The sequence below is a fragment of the Mycolicibacterium sarraceniae genome, assembly GCF_010731875.1.
GTDB classification, from domain to species: domain Bacteria; phylum Actinomycetota; class Actinomycetes; order Mycobacteriales; family Mycobacteriaceae; genus Mycobacterium; species Mycobacterium sarraceniae.
Genome location: NZ_AP022595.1, coordinates 1112205 through 1125753, shown reverse-complemented (window position 1 = coordinate 1125753; position 13549 = coordinate 1112205). Strand labels below are relative to the sequence as shown.

The 13549-nt window shown below is 66.7% G+C and carries 16 protein-coding genes; 9 read left to right on the top strand and 7 right to left on the bottom strand.

The genetic code is table 11. From position 1 onward, the window contains the following. Positions 1-16: 16 nt before the first annotated feature. Complete coding sequence (locus G6N13_RS05890) at positions 17-1150, bottom strand: ATPase BagB (protein ID WP_163695204.1); 1134 nt, start codon at positions 1148-1150, stop codon at positions 17-19. Further along, entirely contained in the window at positions 1151-2173 is a 1023-nt protein-coding gene (locus G6N13_RS05885; protein WP_179965139.1) for an ATPase BagA, read from the bottom strand. Between the two features lie 62 nt (positions 2174-2235). Here G6N13_RS05885 and G6N13_RS05880 point away from each other — a divergent pair, with 62 nt between their 5' ends. Genes G6N13_RS05880 through G6N13_RS05870 form a run of 3 tightly spaced genes read left to right on the top strand, consistent with a single transcriptional unit; the run spans position 2236 to position 3619 of the window. Further along, positions 2236-2397, top strand: a complete 162-nt coding sequence (locus G6N13_RS05880; RefSeq protein ID WP_005138621.1) for a Sp36 family protein — start codon at positions 2236-2238, stop codon at positions 2395-2397. Further along, the gene (locus G6N13_RS05875; protein WP_163695199.1) at positions 2394-2849 is read left to right on the top strand and encodes a RidA family protein; all 456 of its coding nucleotides are present in this window, start codon (positions 2394-2396) and stop codon (positions 2847-2849) included. The genes G6N13_RS05880 and G6N13_RS05875 overlap by 4 nt, the downstream gene beginning before the upstream one ends. After that, on the top strand, positions 2846-3619 hold the full coding sequence (locus tag G6N13_RS05870) for an MBL fold metallo-hydrolase (RefSeq protein ID WP_163695198.1): 774 nt from the start codon (positions 2846-2848) through the stop codon (positions 3617-3619). Before G6N13_RS05875 ends, G6N13_RS05870 begins: the two co-directional genes overlap by 4 nt. On the opposite strand, the gene crp is transcribed toward G6N13_RS05870, so the two are convergent. Further along, entirely contained in the window at positions 3616-4290 is a 675-nt protein-coding gene (gene crp / locus G6N13_RS05865) for a cAMP-activated global transcriptional regulator CRP (RefSeq protein WP_005138643.1), read from the bottom strand. The two genes, G6N13_RS05870 and crp, sit on opposite strands and share 4 nt — an antisense overlap. Positions 4291-4390: 100 nt before the next feature. Further along, on the bottom strand, positions 4391-4690 hold the full coding sequence (locus G6N13_RS05860; protein WP_163695197.1) for a hypothetical protein: 300 nt from the start codon (positions 4688-4690) through the stop codon (positions 4391-4393). Positions 4691-4847: 157 nt separating this feature from the next. Between G6N13_RS05860 and nth the strand changes: the two genes are divergently transcribed. The 4 genes from nth to marP are packed head-to-tail and all read left to right on the top strand — an operon-like array spanning position 4848 to position 8254. Then, a complete protein-coding gene (gene nth, locus G6N13_RS05855) occupies positions 4848-5597 on the top strand; it encodes an endonuclease III (RefSeq protein WP_163701762.1) in 750 nt (249 codons plus the stop codon). Positions 5598-5619: 22 nt separating this feature from the next. Next, on the top strand, positions 5620-6261 hold the full coding sequence (locus tag G6N13_RS05850) for a TlpA family protein disulfide reductase (RefSeq protein WP_163695196.1): 642 nt from the start codon (positions 5620-5622) through the stop codon (positions 6259-6261). 35 nt (positions 6262-6296) lie between these two features. Continuing rightward, positions 6297-7070 (top strand): NUDIX hydrolase, encoded by a 774-nt coding sequence (locus tag G6N13_RS05845; protein ID WP_163695195.1) that lies wholly within the window; start codon positions 6297-6299, stop codon positions 7068-7070. Further along, entirely contained in the window at positions 7067-8254 is a 1188-nt protein-coding gene (marP, locus tag G6N13_RS05840) for an acid resistance serine protease MarP (RefSeq protein ID WP_163695194.1), read from the top strand. The genes G6N13_RS05845 and marP overlap by 4 nt, the downstream gene beginning before the upstream one ends. Here the strand turns inward: marP and G6N13_RS05835 are convergent. Continuing rightward, positions 8247-9203 carry an alpha/beta fold hydrolase gene (locus G6N13_RS05835; protein WP_163695193.1) on the bottom strand — a complete coding sequence of 319 codons (957 nt, stop codon included), beginning with the start codon at positions 9201-9203 and terminating at the stop codon, positions 8247-8249. The genes marP and G6N13_RS05835 overlap by 8 nt on opposite strands. Beyond that, a complete protein-coding gene (locus G6N13_RS05830) occupies positions 9203-9715 on the bottom strand; it encodes a phage holin family protein (protein ID WP_163695192.1) in 513 nt (170 codons plus the stop codon). The genes G6N13_RS05835 and G6N13_RS05830 overlap by 1 nt, the downstream gene beginning before the upstream one ends. Before the next feature lie 190 nt (positions 9716-9905). Here G6N13_RS05830 and G6N13_RS05825 point away from each other — a divergent pair, with 190 nt between their 5' ends. After that, positions 9906-10577: a S1 family peptidase gene (locus G6N13_RS05825; protein ID WP_170310476.1), complete on the top strand. Its 672-nt coding sequence runs from the start codon at positions 9906-9908 to the stop codon at positions 10575-10577. On the opposite strand, the gene acs is transcribed toward G6N13_RS05825, so the two are convergent. Further along, entirely contained in the window at positions 10574-12562 is a 1989-nt protein-coding gene (gene acs, locus G6N13_RS05820) for an acetate--CoA ligase (protein WP_407663874.1), read from the bottom strand. The two genes, G6N13_RS05825 and acs, sit on opposite strands and share 4 nt — an antisense overlap. A 108-nt stretch (positions 12563-12670) precedes the next feature. On the opposite strand from acs, the gene G6N13_RS05815 reads away from it, so the two are divergent. Beyond that, positions 12671-13417 carry a Fic family protein gene (locus G6N13_RS05815; protein WP_235677945.1) on the top strand — a complete coding sequence of 249 codons (747 nt, stop codon included), beginning with the start codon at positions 12671-12673 and terminating at the stop codon, positions 13415-13417. Positions 13418-13549 lie beyond the last annotated feature (132 nt).

The window sequence follows — 13549 nt, the reverse complement described above, 5'->3', positions numbered from 1 at the left end:
TCGTCGACCGCCGTCATTATGTTGCGCCGGTGATCTGATCGGCAATCGCCTGTAGGGCGTCCAGATCGGACACGTCAAACGGCAACGACGGGACGCCGACCACCGCGACATGTGGGTTGGCTCCAGTGAATCTCGACAGCAACCGGATTTCCCGCTTCGCGGTCTGCGCGCGATCGGCGTGAATCCGCAGTACCGCCGCCGCCAGCTGGTCACCGTCGGTGGCACAACCGTTGGCCTCCAGCTCGGCGACCCCATCGATAGCCCGCTCGACCGTCAGCGCGCACAGCGTCGGGTGGGTCCGGTTGAGGATCAGCCCGGCCAGCGGCATACCTTCGGCGGACAGCCTGTCGACGAAGAACGACGCCTCCCGAAGCGCGTCGGGCTCGGCCGCCGAGACCACCACGAATTGCGTCCCGCGTCGCTTGAGCAGCTCGTAGGTGCGATCGGCCTTCTCCCGGAATCCGCCGAACGTCGAATCCAGTGACTGCACGAACGCCGACGCGTCCGCCAGCATTTGCGACCCCAGGATCGTCGACATGGCCTTCATCGCCAGGCCGACCACGCCGGTCACCAGGCGCCCGAAGCCCCGGCCCGGCGCCAACAACAGCCGCCAGAGCCGGCCGTCCATAAAACTCCCCAGCCGTTTGGGGGCGTCGAGAAAGTCCAGTGCGTTGCGCGACGGCGGCGTGTCCACGACCACGAGGTCCCAGCGGTCCTGCGCGAGCAGCTGGCCGAGCTTCTCCATCGCCATGTATTCCTGCGTGCCGGCCAACGACGTGGCTACCGTCTGATAGAACTGGTTGTCCAGAATCGCTTGTGCGCGTTCAGATCCCGAGTATTCGACGACCATCTCGTCGAACGTGCGGCGCATATCGAGCATCATCGCGTGCAACTCACCGGGCACCTCGGGAGCCAGTGGCACCCGCTGCGGGGTATTGCCGAGTTCCTTGATTCCCAGCGCCTGCGCGAGTCGCTTGGCGGGGTCGATCGTGAGTACCACGACGGCTCGGCCGTACTCGGCGGCCCGCAGTGCCATCGCCGCGGCGGTGGTGGTCTTGCCGACTCCACCCGCGCCGCAGCACACCACGACCCGATTGGACTTGTCTTCCAGGATCGACCTCATGTCGAGTGCTGGCGGTGTGCCGCTCATTTACCTGACCCCCTGCTCTGCAAGCGTTTCCGCCAATTCGTACAAGCTTCCAAGGTCAACGCCGTCAGGAATCGTCGGCAGCTCGAGTCGCGCCACGTTCAACCGGTCGAGTTGCTCCGCACTCTCGGCGCGCGCCTTGATGCGGCTGGCGTGCTCGATCGACTCGGTCAGCAGCCCGGCGAAGTCGGCGTCCGGCAGCGTGATTCCCACCCGCTGGAGACCCGCCCGCACCGCGTCGGCGTCGATATCGCCCTCGGCGGCCTTGGCCAGGTCGGCGGCGGGCAAGAACGGCAGGATGTTGCGGTTGACGATCACGCTGCCGATCGGCAGACCCAACTCCTTGAGCTCATCGATGGCCTCGATGGTCTCCTGGATGGGCAGCGCCTCGAGAAGGGTGACCAGGTGGATCGCGGTCTGATCGGAGTGCAGCAGCTTCACCACGCCGTCAGCCTGGGAGTGCACCGGACCGCCTTTGGCCAGATCCGAGACGGCCTTGGTGACATCGAGGAACCGGGCGATGCGCCCGGTCGGGGGAGAGTCGACGACGATCGCGTCGTAAGCCGGCTTCTTCTTGTTGTCCAGGCGCACCACCGACTCTTTGATCTTGCCGGTGAGCAGCACGTCCCGCAGGCCGGGAGCGATTGTCGTCGCGAACTCGATCGCGCCGATACGTCGCATTGCCCGGCCGGCCAGCCCCAGGTTGTAGAACATGTCGAGGTACTCCATGAACGCCGCCTCGATGTCGACGGCCAGCGCGTTCACGTGACCGCCACCATCGGCGGTGGCGATCTTCAGTTCCTCGTAGGGCAGCGGCGGAACGTCGAACAGCTGCGCAATGCCTTGGCGCCCTTCCACTTCCACGAGCAGGACTCGGCGCCCGCCGGCGGCCAACGTCAGCGCCAGTGCCGCGGCCACCGTGGTCTTGCCGGTACCGCCCTTGCCAGTCACAAAATGCAAGCGGGCCTTGGTCAGCCGGGAAGGCCAAGCTAGAGAGCTGCCATCGCTCGGTGTGGTCGCCATCAGAGCATGCTAGCCAAGGCCCTGCGGGTCCTAGTGTCTTTGGTGCCGAGCGATAAGCTTCGGCCATGAGCCAACCGACGACATGGGAATACGCCACGGTCCCGCTGCTGACCCACGCGACCAAGCAAATCCTCGACCAGTGGGGTGCCGACGGCTGGGAGCTCGTCGCGGTCCTGCCGGGTCCCACCGGGGAGCAGCATGTCGCCTATTTGAAGCGGCCCAAGTGAGCGCTTCCCAGCGTCTTGCAGACTTGGGGCTGACGCTGCCGACCCCTGCGAAACCGCTGGCCGCCTACGTGCCGGCGGTGCGTACCGGCAATCTCGTCTACACCGCCGGACAGCTGCCCATCGAGGCCGGCAGCCTGATCCACACCGGTAAGGTCGACGCCGACGTCACCCCCGCACAAGCCAAGGACGCCGCCCGGCTGTGCGCGCTGAACGCCCTGGCCGCCATCGACGCCCTGGTGGGCCTCGACACCGTGACCAAGGTGGTCAAGGTCGTCGGTTTCGTCGCGTCGGCGTCCGGCTTCACGGGCCAGCCCGGCGTCATCAACGGAGCCTCGGAGCTCCTCGCTGAGGTGTTCGGCGAGGCGGGCGCGCATGCCCGTTCGGCAGTCGGGGTGTCGGAGTTGCCCCTGAACGCGCCGGTGGAGGTTGAGCTCATCGTCGAGGTGGTGTGAGCGAACACCCCGCCTACGGCGTGCTGAGGCCGGTGACCGCAACGGCCTCCGTCCTACTGTGCGACAACCCGAACATCATGACGTTGGACGGCACCAACACCTGGGTGCTCAGGGGCCACGGCAGTGCCGAGATGGTGATTGTCGACCCCGGTCCCGACGACGACGAACACATCGGCCGGCTGGCCGAACTCGGCAAGATTCCGCTGGTGCTGCTGAGCCACAAGCATGAAGACCACACGGGTGGCATCGACACGATCGTTGAATTGACCGGCGCGGTCGTCCGGTCGGTGGGTAGCGGCTTTCTCCGCGGACTCGGCGGCCCGCTGACCGACGGCGAGGTGATCGACGCCGCGGGGCTGCGAATCACGGTGATGGCTACCCCAGGTCACACGGCGGATTCGCTCTCGTTCCTGGTCGACGACGCGGTACTGACCGCTGACACCGTGCTCGGCCGCGGCACCACCGTCATCGACGACGAGGACGGCAGCCTGACCCAATACCTGGACTCCCTGCGGCGACTGCACGGGCTGGGACGGCGGACGGTATTACCCGGCCACGGGCCCGATCTCGACGATTTGGAAGCGGTGACCGCCCTGTACCTGGCGCACCGTGAGGAACGGCTAGAGCAGGTGCGCCAAGCCGTGCGGGCGTTGGGCGATGACGCCACCGCGCGCCAAGTGGTCGAGCACGTCTATACCGACGTCGACGAGAAACTATGGGACGCCGCCGAGAAATCGGTGCGCGCCCAGTTGGACTACCTGCGGAGCTAGCGCGCTCTGCGAGCCAGTCTTTCGCTGTCGCTGATCAGCACGCTCTTGCCCTCCAGGCGAATCCATCCGCGATGGGCGAAGTCGGCCAGTGCCTTGTTAACTGTTTCACGCGACGCTCCGACCAGCTGAGCGATCTCCTCTTGGGTGAGGTCGTGCGTGACGCGAAGCGCGCCACCCTCCTGGGTGCCGAACCGCTGAGCCAGCTGCAGGAGCTGCTTGGCGACCCGTCCCGGGACGTCGGTGAAGATCAGGTCGGCGAGATTGTTGTTGGTGCGGCGCAGCCGGCGGGCCAGCACACGCAGCAACTGCTCGGCGATCTCGGGGCGATCGGCGATCCACGCCCGCAGCGCGTCACGGTCCATCGAGACCGCGCGCACCTCGGTGATGGTGGTGGCGCTGGAAGTCCGCGGGCCCGGGTCGAAGATCGACAGTTCGCCGAACATGTCCGACGGGCCCATGATCGTCAGCAGATTTTCCCGCCCGTCCGGGGAACGGCGGCCGATCTTCACCTTGCCGGAGATGATGATGTACAGCCGGTCGCCGGGCTCGCCTTCGGCGAAGACTGTGTGTCCACGCGGGAAGTCCACCGGCTGCAGCTGTTTCGTCAGCGCGGAGACCGCGCTGGGTTCAACTCCCTGGAAGATTCCGGCCCTCGCCAGGATCTCGTCCACGTCGCCCCTCTTAAACTCTTCGATGATGTGAAATGCGCAGGCCAACTGTAGTGCTGGGCAGTATCAGTCTAGTAGCAGCCGGTCTTGCAACGTGCCAACGCTACACACGATTGGCGTACTGAGTCCGGTGAAACTGCGGATTCGGCTGCACATGGGCGAACGGATGCGTAGGCAAACCGGGCTCATCGACGCTCAGGCGGGAATGCACTTCGACCCGCCGAGGCTGGGTTTCGGCCCTGGGCGGCGCCGGCGGCAGTGCCTTTGTGGCGGCCTGCTCCAGATACGTGGTCACGTCGTCGGCGGCGGCGCGTTCGGGTTGCAACGCCTCTTCGAGGTGCTGCAACCCGAACGTGCACAGCATCAAAAGCCCGGGGACACACACCGCGAGCAACCAGGTCACGGGGGAAAGTAAACACGGGCAAGGTCTCAGCGGGATTACAAATTGTCACCGGTCAGTCCGCTGCTTGACGCACCGGAGTCAGTACCCTGGCAGCGTGACCACGGACAGCCCGCCGACCAGGCGTAAAACCGCCCGCGGCGCGGCGAAGACACCGGCGCTGACCACGACTGAGGCCAAGAAGTGGGATTCGGAGACTCATCTGGGCCTGGTGCGGCGCGCCCGCCGGATGAATCGGAGGCTGGCCACGGCTTTCCCGCATGTGTACTGCGAGCTCGACTTCACCAATCCGCTGGAGCTCACGGTCGCGACCATCCTGTCGGCGCAGTCCACCGACAAGCGGGTCAACCTCACCACCCCGGCACTGTTCACGCGGTACCGAACCGCCCGGGAGTACGCCCAGGCCGACCGGACCGAGCTCGAGGAACTGATCCGCCCCACCGGCTTCTACCGCAATAAAGCCAATTCGCTGATCCGGCTGGGTCAGGAGCTCGAGGCACGGTTCGACGGCGAGGTACCCAAGACGCTGGATGAGTTGGTGACGCTGCCCGGCATCGGGCGCAAGACCGCCAACGTGGTGCTGGGCAATGCGTTCGACATACCCGGCATCACCGTGGACACCCACTTCGGCCGGCTCGTGCGCCGCTGGCGGTGGACTGCCGAGGAAGACCCGGTGAAAGTCGAGCACATCGTCGGCGACTTGATCGAGCGCAGCGAGTGGACGCTAGTGAGTCACCGGGTGATCTTCCACGGCCGCCGTGTCTGCCACGCCCGCAAGCCCGCGTGCGGCGTCTGTGTGCTGGCGAAGGACTGCCCGTCATTCGGCCTTGGACCTACTGACCCGCTGCTCGCCGCACCGCTGGTTAAGGGACCCGAAACCGAGCATCTGCTGGCGCTGGCCGGGCTCTGACCGTTCGGCCGGCGCTGCACATATGACGACATCAACTCGCTGGACGCTGCTGGTGCTCGCCGTGGCGGCCGCGATCGTCACGGCGCTGGCGCTCTCGCTCGGTCACACCCCGCCGGGAACCGGCAGCGCGCCCGGTGCGCAGGCGGCCCGCACCCACCGTGAGGCCGACACGCCCGAGGCGCTGGCCGAGCCGCGGCAGCGGGCCGACCTACCACCGTGCCCGGCGGTGGCCGACAATCCCGGTCCACAGGAATTGCGCGGCATCGTCGTCGAGTGCGCCGCCGACGGTGCGGATGTGGACGTCGCCCGTGCCTTGGCCGGTCGCCCGGTGGTGGTGAACCTGTGGGCCTATTGGTGCGGGCCGTGTGCCGAGGAATTGCCGGCGATGGCGGACTACCAGCGCCGAGTAGGTCCCGATGTCACCGTGGTGACGGTTCATCAGGACGAGAACGAGACGGCGGCGTTGCTGCGGCTGGCCGAGCTGGGTGTGCGGCTGCCCACGCTGCAGGACGGTCAGCGCCGGATCGCCGCGGCGCTGAACGTACCCAACGTGATGCCCGCGACAGTGGTACTGCGCGCGGACGGTAGCGTTGCCAAAATCCTGCCGCAAGCGTTCACCAGTGCCGACGAGATCGCCGCCGCGGTGAAGAATGCAGTGCAGTGACAAGTGCAGTGACAACAGATGAGAGAGACGGGCCGGTGACGCAGGGTTCCTCCCGCTCGGCGGGATCCTTCGCGCTCACCCCGGAGTATCGGCCGCCGTGGCTGGCACCGCTGGTCGACAACGTCGACCTGGTACCGCAGGCATATCGCCGTGAGGTGCCGCCCGACTTCCTGGCCGCGGTCACCAAGGCTCGGGATGCCGGCGGCGGGCGCGACGCAGCTGTTCTCGTGCTGTTCTCCGGGCCGAGTTCCGGCATGTCGGGCGAGCAGCTGCCTGATGATGCCGACCTGCTGCTGACCGTGCGGGCCGGCACCCTGCGGCACCACGCCGGACAGGCCGCATTCCCTGGTGGGGCGGCAGACGCGCAAGATTCCGGACCGGTAGTCACGGCTCTGCGAGAAGCCCAGGAAGAGACCGGAATTGATCCGCGCCGCTTGCACACCTTGGCCCTGCTGGAGCGAATGTTCATCCCGCCCTCTGGTTTTCACGTCGTGCCGGTGTTGGCCTACTCACCGGATCCGGGGCCGGTGGCCGTGGTCGATCAGGCCGAGACCGCGATCGTCGCGCGGGTTCCAGTGCGTGCCTTCGTGAATCCCGAGAACCGGCTGATGGTGTACCGGACGGGGACGGGTCCCGGTTTCGCGGGGCCAGCATTTCTGCTCAACCAGATGCTGGTGTGGGGATTCACCGGCCACGTAATCTCTGCGATGCTCGACGTGGCCGGCTGGTCACAACCGTGGAACACCGAAGATGTTCGAGAGCTGGACGAGGCGATGGCGCTCGTGGGTAGCAGTGAGGAGCCTCTGTGACGAGTTCGCAATGGCTGGACATCGCCGTACTGGCTGTGGCGTTCGTCGCGGCCATCTCGGGCTGGCGGTCCGGCGCGTTGGGCTCATTGATGTCGTTCGTGGGCGTGGTGCTCGGTGCCATCGCGGGCGTGATGCTTGCCCCCCATATCGTCAGCCACATCAGTTCGCCGCGCGGCAAGTTGTTTGCCGCGCTCTTCCTGATCCTGGCTCTGGTGGTGGTCGGTGAGGTCGCCGGTGTGGTGCTGGGCCGCGCGGTGCGCGGCGCGATCCGCAATCGCGCGGTGCGCACCGTCGATTCGGTGATCGGTGTGGCGCTGCAGCTGGTGGTGGTGATGGTCGCGGCGTGGCTGCTGGCCAGCCCGCTGACGTCGTCGGATCAACCGAATTTGGCCGCCGCCACTCGCGGCTCGAAAGTGCTTGCCGAGGTGGACAAGTACGCGCCCGAATGGCTCAAGGCGGTGCCCAAGCGGATGTCCGCACTGCTGCGTACCTCCGGGCTGCCTGATGTTCTGCAGCCGTTCGGCCGCACTCCCATTCAGGCGGTCGACGCCCCGGACGCGTCGTTGGCCGACGGCCTGGTCGTCGCCAATGCCAGGCCCAGCGTGGTGAAGATCCGAGGTGTCGCGCCGGGATGCCAAAAGGTCTTGGAGGGCACCGGCTTTGTGATCGCGCCGAACCGGGTGATGTCCAATGCCCACGTTGTCGCCGGCTCCGACACCGTCACCGTGGAGGCCGAGGGCCAGACGTACGACGCGACCGTCGTCTCCTATGACCCCAACGAGGACATCTCGATCCTCGACGTGCCGAACCTGCCGCAGCGTCCGCTGGTGTTCGCCGACCAGCCGGCGAAGTCCGGCACCGACGCGGTGGTGCTGGGCTACCCCGGCGGCGGTGAGTTCGCCGCCACTCCCGCGCGGGTCCGCGAGACCATCGAGCTCAACGGCCCGGACATCTATCGCACCACCACGGTCAACCGTGAGGTTTACACCATCAGAGGCACTGTGCGCCAGGGTAATTCCGGCGGTCCGATGATAAACCGCGCCGGTCAGGTACTCGGCGTGGTATTCGGTGCGGCGGTGGACGATAACGACACCGGGTTCGTCCTGACCGCCAACGAGGTATCGCGTCAGCTGGCCAAGATCGGCAACACCGCGAAGGTGCCCACCGGGGCCTGCGTCACCTAGCCGGGCCGTACACCTGGTGCAGGAATCGGCGCAGGTGTTCGTTGACCTCGTCGGCGGCTTCCTCGTGGGCGTAGTGCCCTACGCCGGCCACCGAGACGAACCGTCCCCGCGGCGCGTAGTGCTGGGTGCGATCGACCGGGTCGGCGAGCACGTACGGGTCGGCGTCGCCGCGCAGATGCAGCAGCGGAACATCGAGCTGGCGGTCCATCGATTTCATGAATCGCCAACCCTCACTGCGTAATTGGCTGCGCACGGCCCATCGCTGGTATTCGAGAGCGGAATGCGCCGCGGACGGAATCTGAATCGCCTGCCGCAGATGCGAGATGGCTTCCGAAAAGTCCTCGGAGGCAAGCCACTTTCCGGAGGCGCGGCTGCGCACCAGGTCTTCGAGCGCCGCTGCGTTATGCCGGGTGAGCGCTCGCTCGGGAAACACCGGCAGCTGGTAGCGCAGCAGCGTCGGCAGTAGCGCCCGGCCCTGGTCTCGGCGGGTCAGCGCCGACGCCCGCAGCGCGGACGGATGCGGTGAGCTCACCAGCGCGATGGCTCGCACCGCGCGCGAGTGCAGAACCGATGTCGCCCAGCACACCAGTCCACCGTCGGCGTGGCCGATGAGGGTCGCCGAGCTGTGGCCGAGCGCGCGGATCAGCCCGGCGGTGTCGCCGGCCAGCGTCCAGCCGTCGTAGCCGCGGGGGGGTTTGTCGCTGCCGCCGTAGCCTCGCAGGTCGACGGCCACCACCCGGACCCCGGTCAGGCCGCGCAGTTGATGACGCCACGACCACCAGAACGAACCGAAGCCGTGCAGCAGGACCACCAGCGGCAGCGACGTGCCCGCCGTTGTTTCAGCGCCGTCCTGCGCTTCGACGCAATGGAACCGAATTCCGTTGGCGTGGACGTCGCAATGGCGCCACGGACCCGCGATGCGGGTGACCGACGGATCCGGTTGTGCCATCACCAGCCCGACGGGTCCTTGGGCGGCGTGCTGCTGGTGGTGGCGACCTGGCCGGCCGGCTTGTCGTGGCCGGGTGCCAGCGCATCGCGGAGCTCACCCACCGATTCGATGGTCTGTTGCGGCCCGCGGATCCGGCGCACTTTGAGATAGCCCAGTAGGGCGAACACCGCGGTGGTGACCACCATCAGGAGGAAGACGATGAGGAAGGCCACCCAGCGCCACAGCCAGGTGTCGAGCAGCTCGGCGAGGAAGAAGAACAGGAAGAACGTCGAGTAGAACAGCACGACCAGCGCGAGGATGAAGAAGACGCTGCCGGTCAGGCCCTTTTTCACATCGCGGGTGATCTCCGCCTTGGCCAGCTCGACCTCCGCGCGCACGAGGGTCGAGACCTGGGCGGTGGCGTCTTTCACCAAGTCGCCGATGGAGGGATTGGCGGGTACCGCGTTCGGGTCCACCAGCGGAATCGAGGTAACGGTGGCGGGTACCCCGTTCGTGCGATCGCCATTGCTCACGGCTGTCCTCCAACTGTTCGCTGTCGTCGCGGTTCATGTTGCCATGCCGGACTCGCAGCCGGATACCCACTGAGCTGTTACGCAAGCTACGGGTGTGACCACGCTAGACTCGCTGTGTTGGGGCGGACTGTGATGGAGGTTGCCAGTGACGAGGGCGCAGCCTGTTCGGCGCAAGGCGGGGGCTGTTGCCCTGGCACTCGGCACGCTGATTCTCATCCCTGCACCGGCCGCCGTGGCCGATGGCAAGGTGCCGATCGGCGGCGGGGCCGGCATCGTCGTCAACGGCGACACCTACTGCACGCTGACCTCCATCGGTACCGACAACACCGGCGCGCTCATCGGGTTCACCTCTGCGCACTGTGGTGGCCCGGGTGCCCAGGTGGGCTCCGAGGACCGGCCGGATGACGGGGTGATCGGCACGATGGTCGCCGGTAACGACAACCTCGACTATGCGGTGATCCGTTTCGATCCCGCCAAGGTGCAGCCGGTCTCGAACTACAAGGGCTTCGTGATCGACGGCATCGGGCCCGACCCGACCTTCGGGGAGATCGCTTGCAAGCTGGGCCGGACCACCGGTTACTCGTGCGGTGTCACCTGGGGCCCGGGCCAGAATCCGGGCACGATCGTCAACCAGGTGTGCGGCCAGCCGGGTGACTCCGGTGCACCGGTGACGGTCAACAACAAGCTGGTCGGCATGATCCACGGCGCGTTCAGCGAAGACCTGCCAACCTGCGTCGTCAAGTTCATCCCGCTGCACACACCGGCGGTGACGATGTCGATCAACGCGATCCTCGGTGACATCGCCGGCAAGAACCGCCCCGGCACCGGGTTCGTCCCGACCACAGACGCGTTGCCTTCTTAGTTCTTGCTGGCCCGGATAGCTTCGAACACCGTCGGATCCAACAGCGTCGAGGTGTCTCCGAGCTCGCGGCCCTCGGCGACGTCACGTAGCAGCCGGCGCATGATCTTCCCACTGCGGGTCTTGGGAAGTTCTGGCACCACGTGGATTTCGCGCGGCTTGGCGATGGGGGAGATCTCGCGGGCCACCTCGGCGCGCAGCTCGTTGACCATCTGCTCGTTCGACATCTCGGCATGATGCGCCTTCAGGATCACGAACGCACAGATCGCCTGACCGGTGGTGTCGTCGGTGGCCCCGACGACGGCGGCCTCGGCCACACCGGCGTGCCCGACGAGCGCGGACTCCACCTCGGCAGTCGAAATCCGGTGTCCGGAAATGTTCATGACGTCATCGATACGGCCGAGCACCCACACCTCGCCGTCGCTGCCATAGCGGGCCCCGTCGCCGGCGAAGTACCAACCCCGCTCGGCGAAGCGGGCCCAGTAGGTTTCGCGGAATCGTTCCGGATCGCCCCAGATTCCGCGCAGCATCGATGGCCACGGCTTGTCCAGCACGAGATAGCCGGTGACGGGTTCACCGTCGGCGGTGCTGTGCTGCAACTCATTTCCGTCGTCGTCGACGATCTTGGCTGAGATACCCGGGAGTGCTCGCATGGCCGAGCCCGGCTTGCAGTCCGTCACGCCCGGCAGCGGCGAGATCATGATGGCGCCGGTCTCGGTCTGCCACCAGGTGTCCACGATCGGTGTCTTGTCCGCGCCGAACACCAGGCGGTACCAGCGCCAGGCCTCCGGGTTGATCGGCTCGCCGACCGAACCCAGCAGGCGAAGGCTGGACAGGTCGTGAGCGAACGCGATCTCGCGGCCCCACTTCATGAACGTCCGGATCAGGGTCGGTGCGGTGTAGTAGATTGTGACACGGTACTTTTCGATGACTTGGAAGTGTCGGTGCTCGTCAGGGGAGGCCGGGGTGCCTTCGTACACCACCTGGGTCACGCCGTTGGACAGCGGCCCGTACACGATGTAGGTGTGCCCGGTAACCCAGCCGATATCGGCTGTGCACCAATAGATATCGGTCTCCGGCTTGATGTCGAAGACATTGCTATGGGTGTAGGACGCCTGGGTCAGATAGCCGCCCGAGGTATGGATGATGCCCTTGGGCTTGCCGGTCGTGCCGGAGGTGTACAACAGGAACAGCGGCTGTTCGGCATCGAATGCCTCGGGGGTGTGCTCGGTGGACGCCGGGTCCACCGTTTCGTGCCACCACAAGTCGCGGCCTTCGGTCCAGTCGATGTCGATACCGGTGCGGCGCACCACCAGAACGTGCTCGACGCACTCTTGTCCTTTGACAGCCTCGTCGACAGCTTCCTTGAGCGAAACCGCGTTGCCGCGCCGGTATTGGCCGTCGGTGGTGATCACCAGTTTGGCCTCGGCATCCTCGACGCGGGCGCGGAGTGCGGCGGCCGAGAAACCCGCGAAGACGACACTGTGCATCACGCCCAGCCGCGCGCACGCGAGCATCGCCACGATGGCCTCGGGAACCATCGGCAGGTAGATGGCCACCCGGTCGCCGGCGGTCAGGCCCAGCTCGATGAGCGCGTTGGCGGCTTTACAGACCTCGTCTTTGAGCTGGGCGTAGGTGAGCACCCGCGAATCGCCGAGTGGTTCACCCTCCCAGTGGATTGCGACCCGATCGCCGTTGCCCGCCTCGACATGCCGGTCCACACAGTTGTAGGCGACATTCAGCTTGCCGCCGACAAACCACTTCGCGAATGGGGCATCAGACCAGTCGAGCACCTCGGTGAAAGGCGTGTCCCACGCCAGCCGGTCGGCCTGTTTGGCCCAGAACGCCAAACGGTCGGCCTCGGCCTCGTCATACAAAGCGACGGTGGCGTTGGCGGCCGCGGCGAAATCCGCCGACGGCGGGAAGGACGTCGGAACTTCGGTGTGCGCCTCTGTCATGCCTGTGAGCGTAGTCACCGAGCGTCGCATCGGCGTTGGCACGTCACATTGATCGGCGGGCGGTTCCTGTCGCGCGCCGAACGGCACGCGAAGACCCGGTTAATGGTGGCCGTGTTGCCGCCGATAGCGTCTGTGAACGTGAGTGATCTCTTGGCTCCGCTGCTGGATCTGCCCGGGGTGGCGGGTGCTGCCGAGGCGGCCCGGGATGCCTTGGCCAAGGCGCACCGGCACCGCACCAATTTGCGTAATTGGCCCGTCACTGCCGCCGAGTCGGCGGTGCGTGGAGCGCGGTCGTCGTCAGCCATCGATGGTGGCGCGGTGCAACTGGATGGTTCCCGCGTCGAGCCGAACGATCCGGTCTTGGCGGGGGCGCTGCGGGTCGGTCAAGCGCTGGAGGGGGGAACCACCAATCTCCTCGGCGTCTGGCAGCGCGCGCCCTTACAGGCCCTGGCCCGCTTGCACGCCCTGGCCGCGGCCGATCTGGTCGACGAGGATCTGCTGGGCCGGCCGCGACAGGATCCGGAGGTGGCCGCGCGGCTAGATTTGGTCACCCGGTTGGTGACCGGTGGAAGTAACGCTCCGGCCCCGGTGCTGGCCGCCGTCGCGCACGGTGAACTACTGACCCTGGCACCGTTCGGTGCCGGCGACGGTGTTGTGGCGCGCGCGGTGTCGCGGCTCGTGACAATGGCGACCGGCCTGGACCCGCATGGGTTGGGAGTGCCCGAGGTGTTCTGGATGCGCCGTGCCGATGAATACGCGTCGTGCGCTAGCGCGTTCGCGACGGGCGCACCCGCGGCCGTCGGCGCCTGGGTGCTGATGAGCTGTCAGGCCTTGGAAGATGGTGCGCGCGAGGCGATGTCGATCGCAGAAGCCGCATCGAAGTGATGGCTGCGCAGCGAAGCGGGCGGCGATCCGAATTGCTTCAGCTCGCCGCCCGCTAACACGGTTTCCTGGTTACCAAGCGTGCCAGGTGGGCTGCGTGGGTTGGCCTCGGCGGTCTCGCGATGCGCTTCGGTG